This window comes from Bacillus sp. TH22, from assembly GCF_016651015.1.
GTDB classification, from domain to species: Bacteria; Bacillota; Bacilli; order Bacillales; family Bacillaceae_G; genus Bacillus_A; species Bacillus_A mycoides.
Genome location: NZ_JAEKER010000001.1, coordinates 4560773 through 4584139 on the forward strand (window position 1 = coordinate 4560773; position 23367 = coordinate 4584139).

Below are 23367 nucleotides of genomic sequence, written 5' to 3' on the forward strand. Positions count from 1 at the left end.
AATGTGTTATGATGAATACTCGGAGGTGTCTCTCATGATTGTAGCGACGCTGGAAAGCGTATTGATTTTAGATAAGGCAGAGCAGCTTGCAAAAGCGATCATCTGTTCAGATATAGCAGAAGATTACCGTAAGTATTATAAGGATTTACAAGAAGATATAGAAGTCCAGACGCTAATTCAGCAATTTACAGCGATGAAAGAGCGATACGAAGAAGTGCAACGTTTTGGTAAATATCATCCTGATTATACTTTCGTTTCGACGAAAATGAGGGAATTAAAGCGTTCTGTAGATATGCATGATAAGGTTGCAACTTTTAAAAGAGCAGAAACAGCTTTACAGAAGTTATTAGATGAAGTTAGTGTAGCAATTGGTTCTGAGGTATCTTCTTCCGTTAAAGTTCCAACAGGAAATCCGTTTTTTGATGCGGGTGGCTGTGGCGGTGGTTGTGGTACCGGAGGCGGTTGTGGTTGTAAAAAAACGGGGTAATTTACCCCGTTTTTTAGAATATAGAAGAAAACGTATACAGAGTTTGTTCTTTAATGTCATAAATTTATGATTGGTTTTCATAAAATATAAGAATATAAGTTTTTAAAAGGAGAAGATGGAGAAGATTATGTTCGGGCAACGACAAAGTATGATTGTTTATTTACATTCATTGAAACATGCCAAGATTTTAAGGAAATATGGTAACATTCATTACATATCAAAACGTTTGAAATATGCCGTTGTATATTGTGATATGGAACAAATTGAGCATATGATGCAAAAATTGAATAAACTTCCTTTTGTAAAAAAAGTAGAACAGTCGTATCGCCCATTTTTAAAAACGGAATTCGAAAATTCGCGTCCTGATCGGGCAAAAGAATACGATTATAGCTAAGTAAAAAAATCCCCTGCTAAATTTAGCAGGGGATTTTTTACTTGAAATAACGTGTTATTTCATTGGAGGAATGAAATTGTTCATTCGTAAAATACCAATTAGATGATTAAAAAATAGTTCTTTTTCAGGGAAAGTTGTTGATGGTTTTACAGTAAAGGGAGTAACTTTTTTCCCTATTTGTTCCGCCATTTCTTCAAATAAAACGACACGTTTACTTTTTTTATTTTCAAGTACAGGAATGCCTTCACGACATATGTATAATGGTTGGAAATCACCAGTAGTTGTCGGTTTTAGTATTACAACAAGTGAACACACTTTTTTTTCGTTTTTTACAGTTTCGAATTGTAACATATGTGTTACACGTTCTTGGTTTGTTTTGGCAATTTCAAGTAATTCATATAAGTCAGAGTAGCCTTCTCCGAGTTCTATAAAGCGTTGAATCATATTTTTTCCTCCTCTTTCTTTTACTGTACCACCTCACTTTTTAAATGAAAAGTAGACAAATAAAAAAACCCTGCAAAGCAGGGCCCTTCTAATACTAGTATGTACTACTAGTAAGAAGGCAAAGGGAGAGGAGAAACCGGAGGAAGAACTTATGGGGAAACGTAAGTCTTCTCCGCGGTTGGCAACAACATCGAAAATGATGTTGTTATATTTATTTATGTCCAATCTAAAATGAAGATATACATAATGAAATTAAAATTTATGTTAGGCTTTTTATTTTTCTTTTTTTATTTTATGATAGGATAAAAAAGGTAAAGTGGAACTGATGTACATAGAGGGTTGTTGCTTGCAAATAGTGAAATGGATATGAAAGAAATAGCGAGCGATTATTTTAACTGAGGTTTTCAATTAGTTAAATAAAAGATTAATGAAAAAATGTATGAAATAGTATGAATCGGTAGCGGTTACCGAATTGAAATGAATTTGATGTAATCGCTCTATAGATTGAAATAAAGGTAGTGACAACAGATGAGAGTAGTTTCAGGAAAATGTAAAGGGCACCCACTTAAAGCGGTACCTGGTAATACAACGCGTCCAACGACAGATAAAGTGAAAGAATCTATTTTTAATATGATAGGTCCTTATTATGATGGTGGTATCGCTCTTGATTTATTTGGTGGTAGCGGTGGTCTTGGAATTGAGGCCATAAGTAGAGGGATTGATAAAGCGATTTTTGTTGACCGAGATAGTAAAGCGATAAAAGTCATTCATCAAAATTTAGAAAGCTGTAGACTACAAGAACAAGCTGAAGTGTACCGAAATGATGCAGAGCGTGCGGTAAAGGCGCTTATAAAGCGTGAAATATCATTCGATCTTATACTAATAGACCCTCCATATAAAGCTCAAAAAATTGTGTCTTTAGTTAGTGTAATGGATCAACATGGATTGTTAAATAAAGATGGCATCATTATGGCAGAGCATGGGGATGACGTGGTTTTACCTGATTCTATAGGAGAACTTGTAAAAGTACGGGCAGAAAACTACGGGATTACAGCAATTTCGATTTATAAGTATGAAGGTGAGGGGACAGAATGACAAGTATAGCTATTTCTTCAGGGAGTTTTGATCCAATTACCCTTGGACATTTGGATATTATTAAAAGGGGAGCAAAAGTATTTGATGAAGTATATGTAGTTGTTTTAAACAATTCATCAAAAAAACCATTCTTTTCGGTAGAAGAACGCCTAGAGTTAATTCGAGAGGCGACAAAGGATATTCCGAATGTAAAAGTTGATTCACATAGTGGATTATTGGTGGAATATGCAAAAATGCGTAATGCAAATGCAATATTACGTGGTTTACGAGCAGTTTCTGATTTTGAATATGAGATGCAAATTACTTCAATGAATCGAAAACTAGACGAAAGTATCGAAACTTTCTTCATTATGACAAATAATCAATATTCATTTTTAAGTTCAAGTATTGTGAAAGAAGTTGCGAGATATGGTGGGAGTGTAGTAGACCTTGTTCCTCCGATTGTAGAGCGTGCTTTAAAAGAAAAGTTTAAAACCCCGTTAAAGTGAACGGGGTTTTTCTTTATAAATGCGTAAAAACAATAAGATGACATATAAATATAAACAAAATAAGGTGAAGATTGGTCCGTAGTGTATAAATGATGTCCAAATATCAGTTAGTGTATAAGAATGATTCAATAAAAATACGGGAAGATCTTCTTGCGTAGGCGAGAAAGAATGAACTTTTTCATAAAATGGTCCCCAAAATATAAAAGTGAAAATAGGAGCGAGAATACTTTGGATAATTCGAGCTAAAAAATATGGTTTAAAGCGGATATCTGTCTCCGCTAATATGCTTGCTACTTGTGCCTGAATAGAAAGACCGCTAAATGCTAAAATGAAGCTTGTTACCATCGCTTGTTGAAGAAGTGTTGATTCATTAATTTGACTAATCATTTGGCTTCCAAGCGTCATTTCAAAAATACCGGATAATATCGGAATACTAAATTGGGATGTAAGTTGGAAGAATGATAAAATATGTTGCATAATAAAAGAAAGCGCTTCTGTAATTTCGAAAACAGTAATCATTTTATTTAAAACAGAGAATAAAATAATAAACCCACCAATCATGAGCAATGTTTGAATAGAAGAAACGATAGCGTCACCGAGTAGTTTTCCGATTGGTCTTTTTTCTTGCATACGTGTTTGGTGGAGGATGGAAAAAGGATTTTGAAAGGCACGCTTTTGATTCGTATGTGTGTCTTTTATGTAAATATCGTTATTACCATAAAAGCGCATAAGTAATCCGACGATAAAGTTACTTATATAATGTGCTGCTGCTAATACGAGTCCTAATTTCGGATTATTGAAAAAACCAATAGAAACCGCTCCGAAAATAAAAAGTGGATTAGAAGAATTTGTGAAAGATACGAGTCGTTCCGCTTCAATTTGTGTTAGTTGATTGCTCTTGCGTAGTCTAGCGCTTAATTTGGCGCCAGCGGGGAATCCTGAAGCCATTCCCATTGCCCAAACAAATCCGCCTACCCCTGGAACACGAAACAGTGGACGCATTAGTGGTTCTAATATAACACCGATAAATTTTACAATACCAATACTGATTAGAAGTTCCGCAATGATGAAAAACGGTAGTAGTGAAGGGAATACAACTTCCCACCATATATTTAACCCGCGAATTGAAGCTTGCAAAGCATCTTGGGGGTGAAGTACAAGAGAAAAGGTTAAAAACAACATTGATATGGTAAGAAAAGCAGTTTTCCATTTTTCGTACATGTAAGAAAATCCCCCTTTGTCCCAAAAACGTTCATTTCAGTATACGTGGATATGTGGTGAATTTAGACCATAAGTATGAAAAAGGAATGAAAAAAATTAAAGGGTGAGAAAAATGAAGGAACCAAAAATCGGTTTAGCGCTTGGATCCGGAGGTGCAAAAGGTTTTGCTCACATAGGGGTAATAAAAGTGTTAAGGGAAGCTGGCATCCCTATTCACATGATAGCAGGTAGTAGTATAGGGGCATTAATTGGTACATTTTATGCAGCAAGTTGTGACGTTGAAAGACTGTATAAATTGGCAGCTGTTTTCAAAAGGAAATATTATTTGGATTTTACAGTTCCTAAAATGGGATTTATTGCTGGAAAACGTATTAAAGATATGATTAAAATGTTTACATATAATAAAAATTTAGAAGAGTTAGATATCCCGACAGCTGTTGTGGCTACTGACATTTTGAAGGGGGAGAAAGTTGTTTTTACAAGTGGTCCGATTGCGGAGGCGGTTCGAGCTAGTATAGCTGTACCAGGGGTGTTTGTTCCAGAAAAAATAGATGGCCGCTTATTAGTGGATGGAGGGGTAATTGACCGTATTCCCGTATCGGTTGTAAAAGATTTAGGTGCTGATATTGTTATTGCTGTTGATGTATCTCCAATTAAGGTGAATGGAGAGGTTACATCGATTTATGATGTAATTATGCAAAGTATTGAAATTATGCAACATGAACTTGTGATGAATCGGCAAATAGCATCAGATTTAATGATGCGGCCAGCAGTGGAACAATTTAGTTCGCGTGCTTTTACACATATTGAAGACATTATTAGGGTCGGAGAAGTGGAAGCGGAAAAACATATTTCAAACATTTATTTACTAATTGAGCAGTGGAAGGAGAAACATAATGTTTAAGCGTTTTCGGTTTATATATGCAATTTTAATAGGGGTTATATTGGCGATGCTACTTGTTTATGTGCGCTTGCCGTATTATGTGACAAAACCAGGTATGGCCGCGAAATTAGCGCCGTACGTGCAAGTTGACGGTGGAACTAAAGAGTCTGGTGATTTCATGCTTGTCACTGTCTCAATGGGACCTGCTAATGTGGTGAACTTAATAGCCGCGCAATTTAATAAATATACACACGTTTCGAAGGCGGAAGAAATATTGCAAAAAGGCGAGAGTGATGAAGAATATCAATTTCGCCAAAATTATGCAATGAAAGATTCGCAAAATGCAGCAATCTATAATGCGTATAAACGTGCAAATCGCTCTGTTTCTTTTGAAAATAAAGGTGTACTAGTTGCTGGTGTAGCAAAGGGTATGCCGTCAGAGGGAAAGCTTAAGCTTGGAGATGTTATTATAGCTGTCGATGGAAAAATATTCGACAAGACGGAACAATTTATTGAGTATATGACAGGGAAAAAAGAAGGGGACACAGTAAATATTGAATACAAGCGGGGCGGAAAACAGTTTAAAGAAAATTTAAATGTAAAGACGATTCCTAATGGGAATGGACGCGTCGGTATAGGGGTCTCTATCGTTACGGAAAGAGAGTTAGTAGTAGATCCGAAAGTGAAAATCGATTCCCATGAAATAGGCGGTCCATCAGCGGGGTTAATGTTTACACTAGAAATTTATAATCAGCTCGTTGAAGAAGATTTAACAAACGGACATGAAATAGCTGGAACAGGTACAATCAATGATAAAGGAGAAATTGGTCCAATTGGTGGTATTCAGCAAAAAGTAGTAGCTGCTAGTGATGCGGGAGCTGAAGTGTTTTTTGCGCCAAATGAAAAAGGTGTAGAGAAATCGAATTATAAAGATGCTCTTGAAGCTGCGAAAGATATTAAAACGAAGATGAAAATTGTACCGGTGGACACACTGGATGATGCACTAACTTATTTGGAAAAAATGGGTGAAACAAAGTAAACCTCTCTGAAGAAGAGAGGTTTTTCTTATAGGAATTTTTTCGTTATTTCATCATAACGAATTGGATGATGCGTTGCGTCTTGTTTTAGCAGTTGTGTCCGCAAAGGTTCTTGCATTATGGAGAAATATACAGCATTTGATTTTCGTTCTATGTCTAAAGTTGGATGTTCGAATGTTTTTGTATGAGTAAGGATTGGGAGTTCTATTTTTTTCTTATTTCTAGAAAGATAAGTTTGTCCTTTTTGTGACATTCCGAGAAGACGGATATACGGCGCATGTTGCTCTATATTTGCTTTGTGTATTTCTTCCTTCGTTGTATTTGTTAAAATATGTGTACAAGCTCTTTGCAATCTAGTCCATGTATAACGTTTTGTTTTTAATGCTTCCATGAATGAATAGAAAGATGAACTGTTTTGTATTTTTGATAAAATACGATGCTCTAAACCTTCTTCCATTTCATATATATGTTGTAAGTCCTCTGAAGACATCGTCATAAGTTTGTATTTAAAAAATGAAAAGTATTTTTCCCAGTTATGTAACGTCCCGTAGTTTTGCTTGTAGTTTTCTAAAAGAGAAGCAGTCATTTTCGGGATAAAAGGCTCAATAGTTGTAGAGGAACTGTTTTCATTAAATAGCTGTTTGCGAATACTTGTTGCACTTGCAATATGTTGATCGTGAAATGTTTCATCATGATAATGAGAGGCGAATCTTTTTATAGTTTGTGCTTGCATCGAACTGTTTTGTAAGAGAATTGCTTTAATGTACTGTAAGCCTAAAATGTTATTTGGTTGTGACATATCTACGTTTTTTTCGGGTGGTAAGATGTGTAGAAAGGCTTCAGATGTAGCTTTTGCATAACTATTACCTGCATTCATAAATTGCTTTACAAGACGATTAAAAGTCTCTTCTTCATTTTTTTGTATAGCGATGGTATTGTAGAAATTTTCAGCTTGTCCATCTTCACTACCGAAACAAATTTCAGAAACACCAAGTGCGTTTAAAATCGAAATTGCGCCATTTGCGAAAGTTTCGGCCTTTTGTGTTGCGAATGCATATGGAAGCTCTACAACGAGGTCTACGCCGTTTGTTAAGGCCATTTTGGTACGATACCATTTGGAGATGAGTGCGGGCTCACCACGCTGCAAAAAAGGACCACTCATAACGGCGATAATAATATCAGACTGTGTTAACTTTTTTGTTTGTTGCACATGATAAGCATGACCGTTATGAAAAGGGTTATATTCAACAACAATACCACTGGATTTTATGGTAATCTCTCCTTTCGATGTAGCATCTTTTTGGAAAACGTGATAGTCTATATATTATTTCCTATGATGACTTCATTATAGTGTAAAGAAAAAACATTGACAAATATAAAATGGCTAGCTATAATTTTGTTTGTTGCCTTGAGGTGATATGATATGAAATGGTCCATCCATCAATTGAATAAATTGAGAAATAAAGGATTGACATTAAATGAAATGGTAGATGTAAGTGGGCTAAAAGAGGTCGAGAAAGATATTCGTGAAATTAATCCTGCTCATGTAACAGGAAGAGTTGATTTTGGCTCCGGTAAGTTTACGTTTCATCTACATATAACTGGAAGCATGGTTTTACCATGTTCTCGCTCTTTAGTAGATGTGACATTACCATTTGACATTAAAACAACTGAGGTGTTCCAAACTTCGGAAGAAGAATTTGAAACAGAAGCTGAAATTCATTGTTTAGAAGGAGAAGTACTTGACTTACTGCCCGTAATCAAGGAAAATATACTTTTGGAGATTCCAATGCAAATTTTCAGTGATGATGTTTCTGGTGGAGCACCGATGCAAGGTCAAGACTGGCAAGTGATTTCGGAAGAAAACAAAGAAAAGACTGTTGATCCACGATTAGCAGGACTTGCAAAGTTTTTTGACAAATAATCGGAAGACTGGTTTAGGCCTTCATATGAAAATAACTATTTCTTTTAAGGAGGTGGGAAGAATGGCTGTACCTTTTAGAAGAACTTCTAAAACAGTAAAAAGAAAGCGTCGTACGCATTTCAAATTATCAGTACCTGGTATGGTAGAGTGCCCAAGCTGTGGTGAAGCGAAATTAGCTCACCGTGTATGTAAAGCATGCGGTACTTACAAAGGTAAAGAAGTAATCAGCAAGTAATTGCGGGGAAATAAACGTAGAAGATATCTTCTACGTTTATTTTTTTTGTCTTATTCTTTATTTGTTGTATTCTATCTTTTCTAGTAACTGCATATGCTTAATAAAAAATGCATAGGGAGGACTAGAGAGATGGCGACAACAAGACAAGATGCTTGGACTGATGATGAAGATTTGCTTCTGGCAGAAGTAGTACTCCGGCATATTCAAGAAGGTGGAACGCAACTTTCTGCCTTTAAAGAAGTGGGGAGACATTTGTCTCGCACACCAGCAGCATGTGGATTTAGATGGAATTCTTATGTTAGAAAGCAATACAAAGAACGTATTGAAGAAGCAAAGCAACTTCGTAAAGTAGAAAATTATGAAGTGAAAGAGACAAAGGTATTAGAGCCTACATCAATTACATTGAATGATGTTATTGAATTTTTGCGAAATTATAAAGATGAAAGCTCTTTAATGGTGTTGCAACAACAAATTGAATCGTTACAAACAGAGAAAGAACGTCTTCTGGAGCGATTATCAGTATATGAGGAAGAATATAGAACATTACTTGATTATATCGATCAAAAAAGAAGTGTAATGGTAGCGGAAAGAAATGGCGCTCGCTCGAATGGAGAATTAGAAAAATTAAAGAAATAAAAACAGCTGCGTAACAGCTGTTTTTTTTGTTTCTTATGCAGATTCTTCGTTTGTAATCGCATTCGAATTTGTTTCTGGATGCCAAATATAAAAATCACCATCAGTTACTGATACTGGCTGGAAACTTAATTTATCCCAAAAACCAGATGACTGGATACGTGCTATCGTTTTAATTGGGAATTGTAGTTGTTTCGCATAATTAACAAGCAATTGTCCGAATCCTTGTTTTTGAAAAGTCGGCAATACTTCAAGTTTATAAAGTTCTAGGTAAGTACCTGTAATTTCAAATGGTTCCCCGCCGTTCCTTTTCATATATAGACTCATACGTGCGATTAGCGATCCTCCATAATAAATACCGTAAAATGGAGACTCACTATCATTTTCAATAATGTTTGCTTGTAATTCTTCCAACATGGATAGTTCTTGAGCTCCGCACCCTTTAAATTTTTTAAATTCATCTAATGTTTTATAATTGATGAGCAAGCGTTCAACTTTTGGGAATCCCATTACATCACGTCCTTTTCTTATCTTGTTGAATGCAGAAAAGTTAAAATATTTATAATAATATTATAACTCATTTTTAAATTTTTATGAAGAAGATAGAATATTTCTTTCATTATTTTTTTGAGGATTTGCTAAACTAAGAATAGAACTATGTATATGGGTAGTATATACGTAGTGAAAGAAGAGGTTGCATTTGTTAAAAGATAATTGAATCCTCAACTATGTAATTGTAATTTAATAAGATATAAAGGGGGAAAGGCAAGGGAACTTATATCACTTGTTAATATGAGTTCTTTGTGTGAAGATGAAAATTGGAATTGTTGGACCGGGAGCTATTGGTCTCCTATATACATTTTATTTACAAAAAAGTAATCAAGATGTTACGTTGTTTACAAGAAACGATAAGCAAGCAGAAGAATTAAACTTAACGGGTGTAACTTGTATTAGGAATGGAGAACGTGAAACGGTATTTCCATCTATTTTACCGATAGAAAGTATGCTGGATAAACAGTTAGATTATATATTTATTGCTGTAAAGCAATATCATGTAACTGATATATTACCTTTTGTGCAGGGAGAATCGTCATTAATCTTTTTGCAAAATGGAATGTCACATCTTCACGTTATGCGAAAAATAGGAAATGAACGTATAGCAGTCGGGATTGTGGAGCATGGTGCAAAAAAAGAGGATGGACATACAGTTCGTCATACTGGAATAGGTGTTACAAAGTTTGGTGTAGTGCGTGGTCAATCTAGTTGTTTTAAAAAGGTATTTAATTGTTTTCCTTTTGATTATTTTCCGATTCAGATAGAAGATGATTGGAAGGGGATTATGCGTAATAAATTAGTAGTCAATGTATGTATTAATCCGTTGACGGCATTATTGCGGGTTGAGAACGGGGAGTTAATTTCAAACCCACTTTTTTATCAAATGATGGAGCAAGTATTTCAGGAAGTTGCATTTCTTGTTAAAGAAGAAGATAAGGAAATGCTATGGAAAATGGTATGCCAAGTATGTGAAAAAACATCCCATAATACTTCATCTATGTTAGCGGACGTAAGAGCGAATAGACAAACGGAAGTTAATGCGATTGTTGGATATGTATTAGAAGAAGCTAAGGAACAACAACAATCTGTTCCGACACTTCAATTTTTGTTCAATGCAATAAAAGGAATGGAATTATAAGTGTTTTTCTTTGCTTTTACGTGAAACATTGAATACAATGTGGGTTGGTGAGAGAACAGGATACGAAAGGAAGAATTATATGGAGATAAAAGAAATCTCTGTTCCACTACAAGGTGTTGTAGCGGACTATATGAACGGTAAAAAAGAGATACAGTCATGTTTTGATTATCTGTTAACAGAGGATGCTTTTAAACAGCGTTTACATGATTTACGTGAGAGAGAGTTTTTCCGTCAAGATTTAGTAACGCATTTATTAGAATATAATACACAATTGCAAGCGGGAGAATTTACAATTCAAAATATAAAAGCGCTTGAAGATGAAAATACATATGTAGTTATAGCTGGACAACAAGCTGGGTTATTAACTGGTCCGCTTTATACAGTTCATAAGATCATTTCAATTTTACAGCTTGCAAAAGAAAAAGAAGAGAGCTTAGGGGTTCGGGTTGTTCCTGTCTTTTGGATTGTCGGTGAAGACCATGATATGGATGAAATTAATCATACATTTGTAACGAAAAATAAAAAAATAAAAAAGACCATTTTTCATGATCGTTATCCGAAAAAGGCGAGTGCTTCTGAGTCTGAGTTTTCTATTGAAGACTGTAGAAAATGGGTCGAAGAGATTTTTAAAACATATCCGGAAACGAATTTTACAAAGGATGTATTACAATTTGTTGATGATGCTTTAGGTAAATCGCATACATATGTAGATTTCTTTGCGCACCTTATTACGAAAATGTTCGCAAATTCTGGTTTAATTCTTGTAGATTCACATCATCCTGCATTAAGAAAATTAGAAGTGCCGTTTTTACAACAAATTATAAGTAAATATAAAGAAATTCAAGTAGGGCTTCGTAATCAACAGGAAGTACTTAAGGAATTAGGTTTTAAACCGATTATTGAAACGAAGACAAATGCAGTGCATATATTTATGGAAATTGATAATGAGCGAGTATTGCTTGAAGAGAATCAAGGGAAGTTTATTGGAAAAGATGGAGTGCATTCATTTTCGTATGAAGAATTGATGGAAGAGATGGAAAGAAGTCCAGAACGTTTTAGTAATAATGTTGTAACGCGCCCTCTTATGCAAGAATATGTGTTTCCTACGTTAGCGTTTATTGGCGGTCCAGGGGAGTTAGCTTATTGGAGTGAATTGCAACAAGTGTTTCATACGGTAGGTTTCCAAATGCCACCTGTTGTTCCGCGGCTTACAATTACTTATATGGAGCGAGATATAGCGACAGATTTATATGATTTAGATTTGCAAGAAATTGATCCATTTCTAAATAATATAGATAATCTGCGTGACAATTGGCTTTCTAATCAAATAGAGGAGCCGATAGACGAGCGATTTATAGAAGCGAAAAAAGAAATAATGGATATTCATACATCATTACAACAATTCGTGAAAAAAATAGATCCAGGGTTAAATGAGTTTGCGGGGAAAAATGAACTGAAAATTAATGAGCAAATTGAACTGTTAGAAAAAATGTTGAAAAGAAATGTTGAGAAGAAACATGAGGTTCAACTGAATAAATTCCGCCGTTTACAATTCGCGCTTCGTCCATTAGGAGCACCGCAAGAACGTGTGTGGAATGTGTGTTATTATTTAAATCAGTTCGGCCTTGATTTTGTTGACCGGGTAATGGAACAATCTTTTTCGTGGGATGGAAAACATCATGTAATAAAACTATAGAATCTTGCTCTTTTGAGCAGGATTTTATTTTTATTCTGTTGAATTAACTGTGAAGTGGAATATTTCTGAATTATCCATCTTATTTTAATGTAATGAATCGCTATGTATCAGGTATATATATATGACAAAATAGCACAAAATGTAAACGGATTAATATCTTTTTCGACAGGTTTTTGTTTAAATTCCCGCAAAAAATGATAAAATTTAGTATATAATAAAATAAAATAGCGATTTGTATAGCGTACTACCTTGTTGGAAGTTAAATGAGTCGTTCTTTAGTAGCATTTCATCCTCTAGTAGTAAATTGTGTTTGTAGAGTGAGAAATGTATTTAACATAATTAATTGGAAAAAGAGTAGGTGCAGCAATGTTCAAACACGTAACAGTACTTTTGAAAGAAACAGTAGATGGCTTAGATATAAAACCGAGTGGTACATATGTAGATTGTACACTGGGTGGAGGAGGACATAGTTCTTATTTATTATCTCAGCTAACAGATGGTGGAAAGTTAATAGCATTTGATCAAGATGAAATAGCGATTCAAAATGCGAAGGAAAAATTTTCTTCTTATGGTGAACAATTTGTAACAGTGAAGAGCAACTTCCGTTATTTATCTGAAAAACTACATGAATTAGGTATCACAGAAGTAGACGGGATTTTATTCGATTTAGGTGTTTCATCCCCACAATTAGATACACCAGAGCGTGGCTTTAGTTATCATCATGATGCACCGTTAGATATGCGGATGGATCAAGATGCCCCATTAACAGCATATGATGTTGTGAACAGCTGGTCATATGAACAACTCGTAAGAATTTTCTTCCAATACGGAGAAGAAAAATTTTCAAAGCAAATAACAAGGAAAATTGAAGCTTATCGCGAGAATAAGGCTATTGAAACGACAGGAGAATTAGTGGAATTAATTAAAGAAGGTATTCCAGCTCCGGCACGTAGAACAGGTGGACATCCTGCGAAGCGAGTATTTCAAGCGATTCGTATTGCTGTAAATGATGAATTAAAAGTATTTGAAGAAGCGTTGGAATCTGCAATTGATATGGTCAAGCCTGGTGGAAGAGTTAGTGTTATAACATTCCATTCTTTAGAAGATCGTATTTGTAAAACGACGTTTAAGCGAAATAGCACAACGCCGCAATTACCACAGGGACTACCGATTATTCCGGATGAATTTAAGCCGAAATTAAAGCTTATTACAAGGAAACCGATTTTACCTTCTGACATTGAATTAGAAGAAAATAATCGAGCGCGTTCTGCGAAGTTGAGAATCGCTGAAAAACGATAAAAAGGAGAGAGAGGTATGACTAATTTAGCTGTAAAGTATAAACAACAGGCGCAAGAAGAGGTACAAATTCAAGCGCCGCCACAGCAGATGGTTAAGCCAAAAGTTAAAACGAAAATTACAAGAATTGAAAAGCTATTGTACGTAACGTTTATTGGATTTTTATTATATGCTTGTGTAGCATTTATTGGGAATAAAGCTGGTCTATATCAAGTTAATGTAGAAGCAGCGACGATAGAAGAACAAATTGTGAAAAAACAAAAGGAAAATCAAGAATTGCAGGCTGAAGTAGAAAAGTTAAGTCGTTATGAACGTATCGCTGAAGTTGCAAAAAAACACGGGCTAGAAATTAATGCGAATAATGTGAAAGGCCTAAAGTAAGGCAAATAGGTGTGAAGAAAAGATGAAGAGAAATATGACCAAATTTCATACCAATAAGGGAGCAGGTTATTTTATGATATTTTTCCTCCTGCTCTTTTTGCTGTTATTAGCCCGATTTTTTTACATACAAGTAACAGGAACAGTGGACAATCATGATTTGAAGAAACTTGCTGAACAGAAACATAGTAAAAAAGGAGTTCTCGAAGCAAATCGAGGAACAATTTATGACCAAAATGGTCATGTGCTAGCACAAGACGCAAATTCCTATAAAATGGTAGCGGAATTAAAAGGTGCTAAGCCTGTTGAGGATAAAGAGGATACTGCAAAGAAAATCGCTGGAGTACTCGGAACGGGCGAAGATGCGATCTTAGCCGCTTTAAATAAAGATAGAAGTCAAGTGGAATTTGGAACATTGGGTAGGGGCTTGACGAAAGAAAAGAAAGAACAAATAGAAGCGTTGAAATTGCCAGGAATCTCTTTTATCACCGAAAATGCGAGAGTATATCCAAACGGTGATTTCGCATCTTACGTCATAGGGCATGCCAGCCCTGATGAGAATGGAATCGCAGTAGGTCAATTTGGCTTAGAAAAGAGTTTGGATAAGTATTTAGGTGCTTCTAATGGTGAGGTAGCTTATACAGGGGACCGTAAAGGAGTATCTCTTGACGGTGGGAAAGTGAATGTAAAGGCACCTAAAAATGGAGATAATGTGTATTTAACGCTTGACCAACGTATTCAAAGTTATTTAGAAGACGCAATGAAAGAAGCGAGTAAACATTATGAACCAGAAAATTTAATTGGAATTGTTGCGGATCCAAAGACGGGGAAAATATTAGCGATGTCTAGTAAACCTGGTTATGATCCGAACCAGGGAAAGATGGATTATTATTATAACGATGCAATTGCAAATGCATTTGAACCGGGATCAACAATGAAGATTTTCACATTAGCGGCGGCCATTAATGAAGGTGTATATAATGGACAAGACTTTTATCAGTCTGGTACATATCAAGTTGGTAATCGCAAAATAAAAGATCACAACGGCGGCGCTGGATGGGGTTCTATTACTTTTGATGAAGGGGTAGAGCGCTCTTCAAACGTAGCGTTTGCAATTTTAGGTGATCAAAAACTTGGTCCAGATCGTTTCCGGAAATATATTCATAATTTTGGATTAGATGAAAAAACAAACATTGATTTACCTAGTGAAGGGTCAAATACAATTTTATTTGATCAACAAATACAACAAGTAACAACAGCGTTTGGACAAGGTTCTACAGTTACACCAATTCAACTTGTACAAGCTGCAACAGCGATTGCAAATGATGGGAAAATGATGAAACCTTATACAATTGATAAAATTGTGGATCCAATAACAGGTAAAGTACAGCTAGAGCATAAACCAAAAGAAGTAGGGAAACCTGTTTCCAAAGATACAGCAGCGCAAGTAAGGCAATTACTAGAACGTGTTGTTACATCACCGAAAGGAACAGGAACTGCATATAAAATTGATGGGTACTCAGTTGGGGGGAAAACAGGTACAGCACAAATTCCTGACGGGAAAGGTGGCTATATGACGGGAAGAGAGAATTATATATTCTCATTCTTAGGTATGGCACCGATGGACGATCCGCAACTTGTTGTGTATGTGGCAGTTAAACAACCAAAATTAAAAGATGATGAAAACGGGGCTAAGCCTTTAGCAGATATCTTTAAATATGTAACGAAAAATAGCTTAGAGTACTTAAAGATTAAGCCGAATGAAGTAAAAGACCCGAAAAAATATGTGAAAGAACAACAAACTGTCGTTCCAGATGTAACCGGAAAAACGATGGAAGAAGCGAAAAAAGCAATTGATAAAGCAAAACTTCGTCCAATCGTATTAGGTGAAGGTAAAGTGCAGCAGCAAGTGCCAAAAGCAACTGAACAAACATTAAAGGGTGATCGAGTCTTCTTAGTAGGAGATAAACCTACAATGCCAAATATACAGGGATGGGCACTGCGTGATGTTATGAATTTAGCAAAAACATTAAAGCTTAACTTAAAACCTTCTGGTACAGGATATGTAACTGAGCAAAGTGTAGCGGAAGGGACATTGTTGCAACCTGGTACAGAATTAGGTGTAACACTCGTACCACCACTTGAACCGCAGCAAGAAGCAGAAAAGCCATAATGGTAATAGGGAAGAAGTTCTAATTAAATAAGTACAAGCATATATTGGAACAAGCTAGGCGTAAGGGAGGCTTGTTCCAATATGCGTGTATCAAATGTAACAGTTAGAAAACGACTTATTTTTATACTTATATCGGGTATACTCATTTTCACCATTATCGATATTCGTCTTGGATATGTGCAATTTTTTCTTGGAAATATGTTAACGGATCGTGCGAAGGATTCATGGAGTCGTAATATTACTTTTGAACCAGAGCGAGGGAAAATTTTAGATCGAAATGGTGTGGAGCTTGCTACGAATAAAAGTGCACCGACCGTCTTTGTTGTGCCGAGGCAAATTGAAAAACCAGCAGAGACTGCAGAGAAGTTAGCTGCAGTATTAGGTGTGGAAAAAGATGATGTTTATAAGCGGATTACAAAAAAAGAATCGATTGTAAGGCTTGATAAAGGCGGAAGGAAAATATCGCATGACAAAGCGAAAGAAGTACGCGGATTAAGTTTAAAGGGTGTGTACATCGCAGAGGATTCTATCCGGTACTATCCATTCGGTAATTTTTTGTCACACGTATTAGGATTTGCGGGCAGTGATAATCAAGGGCTTATGGGACTAGAGAAATATTATGATAAAGAGCTAAATGGTGATAAAGGTCATGTGCGATTTTTTGCAGACGCGAAAGGACAGAGAATGCCTAACGTTGGAGATGATTTCAAAAAACCAGAAGCCGGCTTGAATTTAGGATTAACAATTGATTCACGCATTACGAGGATTATGGAAAGAGAAATGAATATTGCGGAATCAACGTATAATCCTGACGGTATGATAGCAATTGCAATGAATCCGAAAAATGGTGAAATTTTAGGTATGTCAAGTCGACCAAGTTTTGATCCAGCAGATTTCCAAAGTGTTTCTCCGGAAGTATATAACAGAAACTTACCTGTATGGAGTACGTATGAGCCGGGGTCAACATTTAAGATTATTACATTAGCTGCAGCCTTGAATGAAAATTTAGTAGACTTAGAGAAAGATACATTTTATGATGATGGGGCAGCTGAAGTTGGTGGAGCTAGATTGCGGTGTTGGAAAGCTGGCGGCCATGGTAGCCAAACGTTTTTAGAGGTAGTTCAAAACTCTTGTAACCCAGGATTTATTGAACTCGGTGATCGTCTTGGTAAAGATCGATTGTTTAAATACATTCGCAATTTCGGGTTTGGACAGAAGACCGGAATTGATTTACAAGGTGAAGGTAGCGGGATTTTATTTAATTTAGATAAAGTTGGTCCAGTCGAGCAAGCGACGACTTCATTTGGGCAAGGTGTTTCTGTTACACCGATTCAACAAGTAGCAGCTGTAGCGGCCGCTGTAAATGGTGGAACTTTGTATCAGCCATATATAGCGAAGGAATTTATTGATCCGAAGAATAATCAAGTTGTCAGCAAAAAGACACCTGTTGCGAAAAGGGAAGTTATTTCCAAGGAAACTTCAGAGAAAGTTCGTTACGCATTAGAGAATGTTGTAGCGAAAGGTTCGGGTAAAGGGGCTTATATTGATGGATATCGTGTAGGTGGAAAAACTGGAACTGCTCAAAAGGTGAAAGATGGAAAATATTTAGATAATAACTACATTGTATCATTTATCGGTTTTGCTCCAGCTGACGATCCGCAAATTGTTGTTTATGTAGCAGTGGATAATCCAAAAGGAGTCACTCAATTTGGTGGAGTTGTAGCAGCACCTATTGTTGGGAATATTCTTCGTGACGCACTTCCTGTAATGGGAGTGGAACCGAGAAAAGAGCAAGTTGAGAAAGAATATAAATGGGGCGATACACCAACTGTGGAAGTTCCTAATTTAATTGGTATGAAAAAGAAAGATTTACAAACGCAACTTGTAGACTTGAAGCTTGATATAAGTGGTGATGGTGGGAAAGTAATTAAACAATCACCAGAAGCAGGAGCTAAAGTAAAAGAGGGTTCAAAAGTTAGAATTTACTTCGGGAATTAAAGGTAACTGATTGTGTTTTATGGTACAATTGGTGGAAGTGAGTTCTTTATAGAAAAATTGCTTTACTTGAGACGATAAGTGTCTCATTAATAAATAAATCTATTGATTAGACTATAGTAGCACTTACCTCCTATTTTTATATAACTAGGAGGTAACGTGTTACTTGCTAAAATAAGAGATAAATAAACAATGTAGAGAGGGTTTAGTGAAATGAAGTTGCATACACTTGTATCATGTTTGCATGATTTTCCAGTTGTTCCAACAGAAAATCCAGAAATAACATCTATTGAAGCGGATTCACGTAAAGTGAAAGAGGGAAGCTTATTTATATGTATGAAAGGATATACGGTTGATAGCCATGACTTTGCTAAGCAAGCAGCCGCACAAGGAGCGGCTGCTATTGTTGCGGAAAGACCAATTGATGTTGACGTTCCAGTTGTACTTGTGAAAAATACTTTTCGTTCGCTAGCGGTTTTAGCTGATTATTTTTATGGCCAACCAACACACAAGTTACATTTAATCGGTATTACAGGTACAAATGGAAAGACAACAACATCGCATATTATGGATGAAATTATGCGCGCACATGGTCATAAAACAGGGCTAATTGGAACGATTAATATGAAAATCGGTGATGAAACATTTGAGGTGAAAAATACAACACCAGATGCACTAACACTTCAACAGACATTTTCAAAAATGGTTGAACAAGGTGTGGATAGCACAGTAATGGAAGTTTCGTCTCATGCTTTAGATCTTGGCCGTGTACACGGGTGCGATTATGATGTTGCAGTATTTACGAATTTAACACAAGATCATTTAGACTATCATAAAACGATGGAAGAATATAAACATGCGAAAGGGTTGCTTTTCGCACAGCTTGGCAATAGTTATCATCATAATCGTGAAAAATACGCTATATTAAACAGTGATGATCCAGTAGCAGAAGAGTATATGAGAAGTACAGCAGCTACTGTTGTAACATACGGTATAGATGTTGCAAGCGACATTATGGCACGAGATATCGTAATGACGAGTGGCGGTACAACATTTACACTTGTAACACCGTATGAAACTGTAAATGTTACGATGAAATTAATTGGTAAGTTTAATGTATACAACGTGTTAGCTGCTACAGCAGCAGGTCTTGTTTCAGGAGTGAGCTTACAAACAATTATTGATGTAATTAAAGAGCTTGCTGGCGTTCCTGGACGTTTTGAAGTTGTAAATGGTGGACAAAATTACACAGTTATTGTTGACTATGCGCATACACCTGATAGCTTAGAGAACGTACTAAAAACAGCAAAACAGTTTGCAAAAGGCGATGTATATTGTATCGTTGGTTGCGGTGGTGATAGAGATAGAACGAAAAGACCAATAATGGCAAGTGTCGCAACCGAATATGCAACTCATGCAATTTATACATCAGATAATCCAAGAAGTGAAGATCCGAAGGCTATTTTAGATGATATGGTAAATGATGTGAATGGGAATAATTATGAAGTAATTGTCGATCGAAAAGAAGCGATACGTTCCGCTATCTCGAAAGTAAAAGCAGAAGATATTATTATTATTGCTGGTAAAGGGCATGAAACGTATCAAATTATTGGTAAAGAAGTTCATCATTTTGACGATCGTGAAGTTGCTAAAGAAGCAATCACGGAGCGTTTAAACAACGAAGTGTAACAGCATGAGAGGAGGACTACATGTGCTTGAACAAGGTTTATTAGTAACGGCTGGGGTAGCATTTTTAATTTCTGTTGCCCTTTCGCCATTATTTATTCCATTTTTAAGAAAGTTAAAGTTCGGACAGAGTATTCGTGACGAAGGACCGAAGTCACACCAAAAGAAATCAGGGACACCAACGATGGGTGGTATTGTCATATATGTATCTATGATGGTGACTACGCTTATTATGGCGATTAAATTTAACAATTTAGGTGCAGAAGTATCATTGTTATTATTAGTTACATTTGGGTACGGATTAATCGGATTTTTAGATGACTACATAAAAGTAGTAAAGAAAAGAAATCTTGGTTTAACATCAAAACAAAAATTGATTGGTCAGCTTGTAATTGCTATTGCGTTCTTTTTAATTGGAAAAGGGCAAGCATTTCACACGTATATCATGATTCCAGGAACTGATGTTAAATTTGAATTAGGCTGGGCGTATTTTGTTCTCGTATTATTTATGCTTATTGGTGGATCAAATGCGGTTAATTTAACAGATGGTTTAGATGGTTTATTATCAGGAACAGCTGCTATTGCATTCGGAGCATTTAGTATTATTGCTGTAGCTCAAGAACAATTTGGGGTAGCGATTTTCTGTATGGCAGTCGTAGGAGCTGTACTTGGCTTTTTAGTATTCAATGCGAATCCAGCGAAAGTATTTATGGGGGATACTGGTTCTCTAGCTTTAGGTGGTGCTATCGCAGCTGTAGCGATTTTGTTAAAACAAGAATTGTTACTCGTTATTATTGGCGGTGTATTCGTAGCGGAAACTTTATCTGTTATTATCCAAGTTATTTCGTTCAAAACAACAGGAAAGCGTGTCTTTAAAATGAGTCCATTACATCATCATTATGAATTATGTGGTTGGTCAGAGTGGCGCGTTGTTGTAACGTTTTGGTCTGTAGGATTTTTATTAGCTGTGCTAGGAATTTATATCGGGGTGTGGATGTAATTGAAAACTGTAACTGAATATCAAAATAAAAATGTTCTTGTATTAGGTATTGCTAAAAGTGGTTATGCAGCAGCTACTTTATTAAAAAAGTTAGGGGCAAACGTCATTGTAAATGATGGGAAACCATTAGCGGGTAATGTGCTTGCAGCTGAGTTACAAGCGGAAGGAATGGATGTTGTATGTGGTGGACATCCATTAGAATTGCTGGAGAGAAACATTTCACTTGTCGTAAAAAATCCAGGAATTCCATATTCTAATCCACTCTTAGTGGCGGCGAAAGAAAAACAAATTCCAATTGTAACTGAGGTTGAATTAGCATATTCCATTTCAGCAGCACCGTTTGTTGGGATTACGGGATCTAACGGTAAAACAACAACGACAATGTTAACGTTTGAAATGTTAAAAGAAGGACAAAAGCACCCAGTTATTGCGGGGAATATAGGTACTGTAGCTTGTGAAGTTGCACAATTGGCGAAGGAAAATGAAGTTGTCGTTACGGAACTTTCATCGTTTCAATTGATGGGAGTGGAATCGTTCCAACCAAAAATTGCAGCCTTTTTAAATTTATTTGAAGCGCATTTAGATTATCACGGGACGAAGAAAGAGTATGGTTTGGCGAAAGCGAATATTTTCAAAAACCAAACTGAAGCAGATTATAGTATAATTAACGCAGATGATGCAGATGTCATGGCGTTATCGGCATATAGTAAAGGACAGAAAGTATTATTTTCGACGACGAAAGAAATTGAAGATGGTGCGTATATAAAAGATAACGCTCTTTATTTTAAAGGCGAAAAAGTAGTTAAAGTAAGTGATATTGTTTTACCTGGTAAGCACAATTTAGAAAATATTTTAGCAGCAATGAGTATTGCTAAATTACTAGGTGTTTCTAATGAAGCAATTACTGCTGTGTTAAAAAGTTTTACAGGTGTAAAACATCGCTTAGAATATGTAACAACGATTAATAATCGTAAATTTTATAATGATTCAAAAGCGACGAATATGCTAGCGACAGAAAAAGCATTATCTGCATTTACACAACCGATTGTATTATTGGCTGGTGGACTTGATCGTGGTAATGAATTTGATGATTTAATTCCATATTTTAAACATGTCAAAGCGATTGTGACATTTGGACAAACTGCACCAAAATTAGTAAGAGCGGCAGAAAAAGCAGGATTAGATGTAATTGAAAGTGTCGATACTTTAGATGATGCAGTAGTGAAAGCTTATGCTCATTCTACCGATGGTGATGTAATTCTTCTTTCACCAGCATGTGCAAGCTGGGATCAATTTAAAACATTTGAAGAAAGAGGAGACATTTTTATACAAGCTGTGCATAAACTTATATAAAGTAAATCAAAACATCAGTAGGCTAACACCTACTGATGTTTTGTTACATAGGGCAAAGGTTCTGCCCAAAGAGGTGGTGTTCATGGGTAATGAAGAAAACGCCTGATTTTATTCTCATCATCGTTACACTTGCGTTGTTAACAATCGGAATGATTATGGTTTATAGTGCGAGTGCGGTTTGGGCCTCTTATAAAATGGGGGATTCATTCTTTTTTGCAAAAAGACAATTGTTATTTGCGAGTCTTGGGGTAGTAGCTATGTTTTTTCTGATGAAAATTGATTATTGGGTATGGCGTACGTATTCAAAAGTAATTTTACTAGTTTGTTTCGTTCTTCTTATTCTCGTTCTTATTCCTGGAGTAGGTCTCGTTCGTGGAGGGGCGCGAAGTTGGATTGGAATCGGGGCATTTTCTATCCAACCGTCAGAGTTTATGAAATTCGCGATGATTATTTTCTTAGCAAAATTTTTAGCGGAACGACAAAAATTAATTACATCTTTTAAACGAGGTTTACTACCGGCTCTTAGTTTTGTATTTCTAGCTTTTGGGATAATTATGTTACAGCCAGATCTTGGTACGGGAACGGTAATGATTGGGACATGTATTATTATGATATTTATTTCGGGAGCAAGGGTCTTTCACTTTGCAATGTTTGGTTTGCTTGGTGCAGCGGGATTTGTAGGGTTAATTGCATCAGCGCCATATCGAATGAAACGCATCACATCATATTTAGATCCGTGGTCGGATCCGCTCGGAAGTGGATTTCAAATTATCCAATCGTTACTCGCAATTGGACCTGGTGGTTTATTTGGGCTTGGACTTGGACAAAGTAGACAAAAATTTCTTTATTTACCTGAACCACAAACAGACTTTATATTTGCAATCTTATCTGAGGAATTAGGTTTTATTGGTGGTTCATTTGTGTTATTATTATTTAGTCTATTATTATGGCGTGGGATTCGTATAGCATTAGGAGCGCCAGATTTATATGGTACGTTTTTAGCAGTAGGTATTGTGGCGATGATTGCGATTCAAGTAATGATTAATGTTGGTGTTGTAACAGGACTGATGCCTGTTACCGGTATTACTTTGCCATTTTTAAGTTATGGTGGATCAAGTTTGACCTTAATGTTAATGGCAGTAGGTGTATTATTGAATATAAGTCGCCATTCTCGCTATTAAACCCTGTTTAAAAGACAGGGTTTTTCGTGTGTGTGTGAAAATACAATATGTATATAGAAATAAATACGATTGAAT

General features: G+C 36.0%; 23 protein-coding genes. 19 read left to right on the forward strand and 4 right to left on the reverse strand.

The genetic code is table 11. The annotated features are described in order from the left end of the window. The first annotated feature begins 34 nt into the window (after positions 1-34). Complete coding sequence (locus tag JFU18_RS23420) at positions 35-487, forward strand: YlbF/YmcA family competence regulator (protein WP_002014765.1); 453 nt, start codon at positions 35-37, stop codon at positions 485-487. A gap of 127 nt (positions 488-614) precedes the next feature. Further along, positions 615-881, forward strand: a complete 267-nt coding sequence (locus tag JFU18_RS23425) for a YlbG family protein (protein ID WP_002088292.1) — start codon at positions 615-617, stop codon at positions 879-881. A 54-nt stretch (positions 882-935) separates the two neighbouring features. Here the strand turns inward: JFU18_RS23425 and JFU18_RS23430 are convergent, their stop codons facing one another. Next, positions 936-1325: a DUF7147 family protein gene (locus JFU18_RS23430; protein ID WP_002014762.1), complete on the reverse strand. Its 390-nt coding sequence runs from the start codon at positions 1323-1325 to the stop codon at positions 936-938. 528 nt (positions 1326-1853) lie between these two features. On the opposite strand from JFU18_RS23430, the gene rsmD reads away from it, so the two are divergent. Together rsmD and coaD are read left to right on the forward strand one after the other, a co-directional pair. Beyond that, a complete protein-coding gene (rsmD, locus tag JFU18_RS23435; RefSeq protein ID WP_001266992.1) occupies positions 1854-2420 on the forward strand; it encodes a 16S rRNA (guanine(966)-N(2))-methyltransferase RsmD in 567 nt (188 codons plus the stop codon). Continuing rightward, positions 2417-2908: a pantetheine-phosphate adenylyltransferase gene (gene coaD / locus JFU18_RS23440; RefSeq protein WP_002142952.1), complete on the forward strand. Its 492-nt coding sequence runs from the start codon at positions 2417-2419 to the stop codon at positions 2906-2908. Before rsmD ends, coaD begins: the two co-directional genes overlap by 4 nt. On the opposite strand, the gene ylbJ is transcribed toward coaD, so the two are convergent. Next, positions 2900-4129 (reverse strand): sporulation integral membrane protein YlbJ, encoded by a 1230-nt coding sequence (ylbJ, locus tag JFU18_RS23445; RefSeq protein WP_137056831.1) that lies wholly within the window; start codon positions 4127-4129, stop codon positions 2900-2902. The genes coaD and ylbJ overlap by 9 nt on opposite strands. Positions 4130-4241: 112 nt before the next feature. Here ylbJ and JFU18_RS23450 point away from each other — a divergent pair, with 112 nt between their 5' ends. Both JFU18_RS23450 and JFU18_RS23455 read left to right on the forward strand, forming a co-directional pair. Then, positions 4242-5033: a patatin-like phospholipase family protein gene (locus tag JFU18_RS23450; RefSeq protein WP_201031694.1), complete on the forward strand. Its 792-nt coding sequence runs from the start codon at positions 4242-4244 to the stop codon at positions 5031-5033. Further along, the gene (locus tag JFU18_RS23455) at positions 5026-6051 is read left to right on the forward strand and encodes a SepM family pheromone-processing serine protease (protein ID WP_002142950.1); all 1026 of its coding nucleotides are present in this window, start codon (positions 5026-5028) and stop codon (positions 6049-6051) included. The genes JFU18_RS23450 and JFU18_RS23455 overlap by 8 nt, the downstream gene beginning before the upstream one ends. A 26-nt stretch (positions 6052-6077) precedes the next feature. Here JFU18_RS23455 and JFU18_RS23460 read toward each other — a convergent pair whose 3' ends face one another. After that, entirely contained in the window at positions 6078-7319 is a 1242-nt protein-coding gene (locus tag JFU18_RS23460; RefSeq protein ID WP_164081469.1) for a nucleotidyltransferase, read from the reverse strand. A gap of 153 nt (positions 7320-7472) precedes the next feature. Between JFU18_RS23460 and JFU18_RS23465 the strand changes: the two genes are divergently transcribed. The 3 genes from JFU18_RS23465 to JFU18_RS23475 all read left to right on the forward strand — a co-directional run bounded on the left by JFU18_RS23465 (position 7473) and on the right by JFU18_RS23475 (position 8844). Continuing rightward, positions 7473-7973: a YceD family protein gene (locus JFU18_RS23465; protein WP_201031693.1), complete on the forward strand. Its 501-nt coding sequence runs from the start codon at positions 7473-7475 to the stop codon at positions 7971-7973. 61 nt (positions 7974-8034) lie between these two features. Next, on the forward strand, positions 8035-8208 hold the full coding sequence (gene rpmF / locus JFU18_RS23470) for a 50S ribosomal protein L32 (RefSeq protein ID WP_001984764.1): 174 nt from the start codon (positions 8035-8037) through the stop codon (positions 8206-8208). Positions 8209-8337: 129 nt separating this feature from the next. Beyond that, positions 8338-8844 (forward strand): RsfA family transcriptional regulator, encoded by a 507-nt coding sequence (locus JFU18_RS23475; protein ID WP_002066865.1) that lies wholly within the window; start codon positions 8338-8340, stop codon positions 8842-8844. A gap of 33 nt (positions 8845-8877) precedes the next feature. Here the strand turns inward: JFU18_RS23475 and JFU18_RS23480 are convergent, their stop codons facing one another. Beyond that, the gene (locus tag JFU18_RS23480) at positions 8878-9351 is read right to left on the reverse strand and encodes an N-acetyltransferase (RefSeq protein ID WP_201031692.1); all 474 of its coding nucleotides are present in this window, start codon (positions 9349-9351) and stop codon (positions 8878-8880) included. Between the two features lie 295 nt (positions 9352-9646). On the opposite strand from JFU18_RS23480, the gene panE reads away from it, so the two are divergent. From panE to spoVE, 10 genes are all read left to right on the forward strand, one after another. Then, positions 9647-10534 (forward strand): 2-dehydropantoate 2-reductase, encoded by an 888-nt coding sequence (gene panE / locus JFU18_RS23485; protein ID WP_061689327.1) that lies wholly within the window; start codon positions 9647-9649, stop codon positions 10532-10534. Between the two features lie 79 nt (positions 10535-10613). Further along, the gene (gene bshC, locus JFU18_RS23490; RefSeq protein WP_201050350.1) at positions 10614-12230 is read left to right on the forward strand and encodes a bacillithiol biosynthesis cysteine-adding enzyme BshC; all 1617 of its coding nucleotides are present in this window, start codon (positions 10614-10616) and stop codon (positions 12228-12230) included. A 366-nt stretch (positions 12231-12596) separates the two neighbouring features. After that, a complete protein-coding gene (gene rsmH, locus JFU18_RS23495; protein WP_002014746.1) occupies positions 12597-13529 on the forward strand; it encodes a 16S rRNA (cytosine(1402)-N(4))-methyltransferase RsmH in 933 nt (310 codons plus the stop codon). A gap of 15 nt (positions 13530-13544) precedes the next feature. Beyond that, on the forward strand, positions 13545-13907 hold the full coding sequence (gene ftsL, locus JFU18_RS23500) for a cell division protein FtsL (protein WP_002014745.1): 363 nt from the start codon (positions 13545-13547) through the stop codon (positions 13905-13907). A 22-nt stretch (positions 13908-13929) separates the two neighbouring features. Continuing rightward, complete coding sequence (locus JFU18_RS23505; RefSeq protein ID WP_434088053.1) at positions 13930-16077, forward strand: penicillin-binding protein; 2148 nt, start codon at positions 13930-13932, stop codon at positions 16075-16077. Between the two features lie 81 nt (positions 16078-16158). Beyond that, the gene (locus JFU18_RS23510; protein WP_002014741.1) at positions 16159-18075 is read left to right on the forward strand and encodes a stage V sporulation protein D; all 1917 of its coding nucleotides are present in this window, start codon (positions 16159-16161) and stop codon (positions 18073-18075) included. 210 nt (positions 18076-18285) lie between these two features. Continuing rightward, on the forward strand, positions 18286-19761 hold the full coding sequence (locus JFU18_RS23515; RefSeq protein ID WP_201034265.1) for a UDP-N-acetylmuramoyl-L-alanyl-D-glutamate--2,6-diaminopimelate ligase: 1476 nt from the start codon (positions 18286-18288) through the stop codon (positions 19759-19761). A 22-nt stretch (positions 19762-19783) separates the two neighbouring features. After that, positions 19784-20758: a phospho-N-acetylmuramoyl-pentapeptide-transferase gene (gene mraY, locus JFU18_RS23520; RefSeq protein WP_002014738.1), complete on the forward strand. Its 975-nt coding sequence runs from the start codon at positions 19784-19786 to the stop codon at positions 20756-20758. Continuing rightward, the gene (murD, locus tag JFU18_RS23525; RefSeq protein WP_002142942.1) at positions 20759-22111 is read left to right on the forward strand and encodes a UDP-N-acetylmuramoyl-L-alanine--D-glutamate ligase; all 1353 of its coding nucleotides are present in this window, start codon (positions 20759-20761) and stop codon (positions 22109-22111) included. It abuts the gene before it with no gap. A gap of 89 nt (positions 22112-22200) precedes the next feature. Next, positions 22201-23292: a stage V sporulation protein E gene (gene spoVE, locus JFU18_RS23530; protein WP_002014736.1), complete on the forward strand. Its 1092-nt coding sequence runs from the start codon at positions 22201-22203 to the stop codon at positions 23290-23292. Positions 23293-23367: the final 75 nt, after the last annotated feature.